The sequence below is a fragment of the Piscirickettsia litoralis genome (genome assembly GCF_001720395.1).
In the GTDB taxonomy this organism is placed as follows: Bacteria; Pseudomonadota; Gammaproteobacteria; order Piscirickettsiales; family Piscirickettsiaceae; genus Piscirickettsia; species Piscirickettsia litoralis.
This window is the reverse complement of record NZ_MDTU01000007.1, coordinates 69,801-72,947: the sequence shown is the minus strand read 5'-3', so window position 1 is coordinate 72,947 and position 3,147 is coordinate 69,801. Positions and strand designations below refer to the sequence as shown.

General features: G+C 35.8%; 4 protein-coding genes. 1 reads left to right on the top strand and 3 read right to left on the bottom strand.

The window, feature by feature from the left end:
- Positions 1-723: hypothetical protein (locus tag BGC07_RS18340; RefSeq protein WP_139121846.1), on the bottom strand; the 723-nt coding region annotated here is incomplete at its 3' end.
- Positions 724-1,041: 318 nt separating this feature from the next.
- Between BGC07_RS18340 and BGC07_RS18335 the strand changes: the two genes are divergently transcribed.
- Positions 1,042-1,896 (top strand): hypothetical protein, encoded by an 855-nt coding sequence (locus tag BGC07_RS18335; protein ID WP_069314507.1) that lies wholly within the window; start codon positions 1,042-1,044, stop codon positions 1,894-1,896.
- 188 nt (positions 1,897-2,084) lie between these two features.
- On the opposite strand, the gene BGC07_RS18330 is transcribed toward BGC07_RS18335, so the two are convergent.
- Positions 2,085-2,429 carry a hypothetical protein gene (locus tag BGC07_RS18330; RefSeq protein ID WP_069314506.1) on the bottom strand — a complete coding sequence of 115 codons (345 nt, stop codon included), beginning with the start codon at positions 2,427-2,429 and terminating at the stop codon, positions 2,085-2,087.
- Positions 2,429-2,668, bottom strand: a complete 240-nt coding sequence (locus BGC07_RS18325) for a ribbon-helix-helix protein, CopG family (RefSeq protein ID WP_069314505.1) — start codon at positions 2,666-2,668, stop codon at positions 2,429-2,431. Before BGC07_RS18325 ends, BGC07_RS18330 begins: the two co-directional genes overlap by 1 nt.
- Between the last annotated feature and the right edge of the window lie 479 nt (positions 2,669-3,147).

Sequence of the window (3,147 nt, the reverse complement as noted above, 5' to 3'; positions counted from 1 at the left end):
CGCAAGTTTTAGACTCTGGGAACTTTTATTAGTACTTTCCGCCAATTCCGCCAATTCTAATTCAAACATGTCACCGTTATCAGAGACGTTTGTCGAACTTTCGAAAGGCCGAGAGTCCTGTGTCACCAAGGATAGTTCTCTTTCGCTTATATCACTTTGATATTGCAGAGGAAAAGATTCACTAGCTTTAATTAACAACTCTTCTTTAACTTTTTTTCCCTCTTTAAAATTTTTGAGAAACTCCTCTGTCTGTTTATCAAAGCCTCTTCCTCCCTCAATTGTAAAGCAGAATAGTCTATTTTCTCTTTGTGTTAAAAATTTACTTAAGGGTTCAATCGATTCTGCAAAATAGCCAGCAATGAATTCACGATCTTTTCCTTTGTAGTTATGGTCTGAATGAGGCTCCCTTAAAGAGATTATATAAATATTTTTTTCAAACCCATCCCGTATACTTTTTTCAGGTAGCACAACAAAGACTCCCTCTTCAAGTTTTTTTCTTCGACTTGGATCGCTCTCTTCTCCAGGTTCACCCATTCCTTCACAAAAACCAGGTATTAGACCTAAGTTTTTTATACTGCCAGTATTTTCTGGCTTAGTAGTGTGTAGATAGACTTTACCCTCTATCAAGTGGAGAATGAATATATTTTCTTTTTCGTTTATCATTTGTGAAAAAGTATCAGGCCCGAAAACTTTCCTGTAATAATTTTCTCTAATATTTGGCATTTTTAGACTTTTAACCTCCAATAAAAATTACACTCATATACTTAAAATATATTTAATTACATGTATATCGTAAAATTACTGGTTGTATTTTGTTTAAATAGCTTTAAATTTGAACTTCTCCAATCCGGCGAAGAGCTGACACGCCCCAAGGCTTATGAACTCGGCTTCGGCCACTGTCTGCCTACCTTCATCTGCCAATTACGCAAAGAAGGCTATAATATACGTTCGTGGGAAAAATTCAGTATTAGTACTGTTCCTTAAAAACATATTATTACTTACGTTAAGATAATCTATATACTATGTGTTAGGTTAAAGGTTGTGGCTGAAATAACAGAAAGCGAGAAAAACAGCTTAAAACGTACATTAAAATCCCGTAATATTCAGATAAATGATGAATTACCTTGGAATGCCTTATGGGTTTTAGATCAATATGCACCACATTTATTAACGGCTGATAACGTCAAAAAGATAAGTGTTGATAACGGTACAAAGGCATTATTAGAATCATTTTTTGACAATATAAGAATTATAGCAGAAAGGATCGATTCTCATAATAATAGTGATAGCTTCTCCAGCACAGATCATCAATTCGCCAGCGCAGCGAGAGATTTAAAAAAATTGCTAGAAACGGATTTTACCCTTGACTTAAAAAAGGCGTTTCGCCATAAAAAACCATATAATAGTTTAAAAAACTCTGACGCTATTTTAAATATAAGCGCAATGAGCGAAGCTATGGACAGTTTGAATAAAAGTAACTACACCGATCTGAACAATGAAAATATTCAATGTAATATTAAAAATAAATTCGAGACACTTGAAAATAACATTAAAAGTCAAAATCCTAGCAGGGCACTTCATAAAGCAATGATAACTTTTTTAGCAACAGGTATTGGTGTTATGTTAGGTGCAACGGCTGGTTGTGTAGCTGGTATTGCAGCTGGCGGAGGGATAACTGCCTTGACTGGACCAGGGGCTATAGTTGGTGCTCTCGTTGGAGGAATAATGGGAACAAAAGCAGGTGTAGCGATTGGCTTTGCTGCAGGTGCTGCTGTCGGTGGAATTATTGCAGGCTCGTCTGCCGGATCAGCTTGTATATTCTTTAAGGATAAAGAAAATAAGGCTGAAAAAAGAAAAGCTGTAGAAGCTTTTAGTAAAGCACAGCCATCACCGTAGACAGATATGTAAAGTTTTTTGTATAAATGGATTTTGCATTAAACTGGTATCTTCTCAGCAAGCTCACTTAATTAAAATCGGAAACCCTCACCTTTTCAAGCTCCAAACAAAATCAGAACTAATCCATATCAACCAAACAGTATCCGATTGAAATCAATTTCATTTCAATCCTACCTCAACAACTTTTATTAGTCTTTCTTCGATGCAGACGCGAAATAAAAACCTAAAATAGCAAAACCAAAACTTTTCAACAACTCAAAAACAGAGTCAAAAATTTTACCACCCGTTTTAGGCTCAATGAGCATGCTTAGTCCAGATAAAGCAAATAAACCAAGCAATACAAACATAATTATACTAGCAAATCGTAATTTGCCTCTATCCATCGCAAACCTATGTTCTGCTTCTCTTTCAGCAAAAGAACTAGATTCATCTGTACTGTCCGGTTCACCTGTTATAACAATAGGCTGACCGTCAGAACTAGTGATAGATTCACCGTCTATGGTGGTTATGATGTCATCATCACTCTTTGTCATCAGTTTAGTCCTGAAATAAGCAACTCTTTTTTATTGCCTTTATCGTCTTCTAAAACGATGTGCATCCCATCATCCTTGATTCGATCAGCCAGCAACTTCATAAGAGCGACAGAACGCCTAATAACTTCGGCTTGAGAATTAACCTCTAGAGTATCCTTAAGCTCCTCTAAATGCCCTAAAGTAGACTCTTGCATACGTACAGACACAGGTATACTTTTGAATTTATCTTGTTTTGACATTGCCAGCCCCTTTAAAACAAAATATAATTACAACATCAAAATAATTGTAGTTAATATGTAATACATTGGCAATACACCCAAAAACTAACCCACAACTACAGTGCATAGCGTGTGGGTAACTATGTGGACAACCTAAAAACGTCACTAAGCACTTATGCAAACCAAAACTGTACAAATTTTGATCAAATACAGCATATTGCCTAAATCACCTTTTCCATGCCTATAAGCCACGCAACAGCAAAACCTATACCTTTCATAAAGTTAGGCGAGAACGCGGCTTTAAGGGTGGTTTTAAGGGATGTCAAAGTTATTTTTTAGTTTGTTCTGTGTAACCCCCTCCTAAAATAGATTGGATTGCACCTTTTTTGCCTTTTTCTGTTATTGCTTTAGCTTCAATTAGATAGTTTAAGTAAGTCACCATAAAAGCTGATTCAGTACTACCTATTTCATTCATATTGTTATTCACGTCTTTTTCAAGG

Coding starts and splice junctions, on each gene's coding strand:
- BGC07_RS18330 (WP_069314506.1), bottom strand. CDS start 2,429: ATGACAAAGAGTGATGATGACATCATAACCACCATAGACGGTGAATCT.
- BGC07_RS18325 (WP_069314505.1), bottom strand. CDS start 2,668: ATGTCAAAACAAGATAAATTCAAAAGTATACCTGTGTCTGTACGTATG.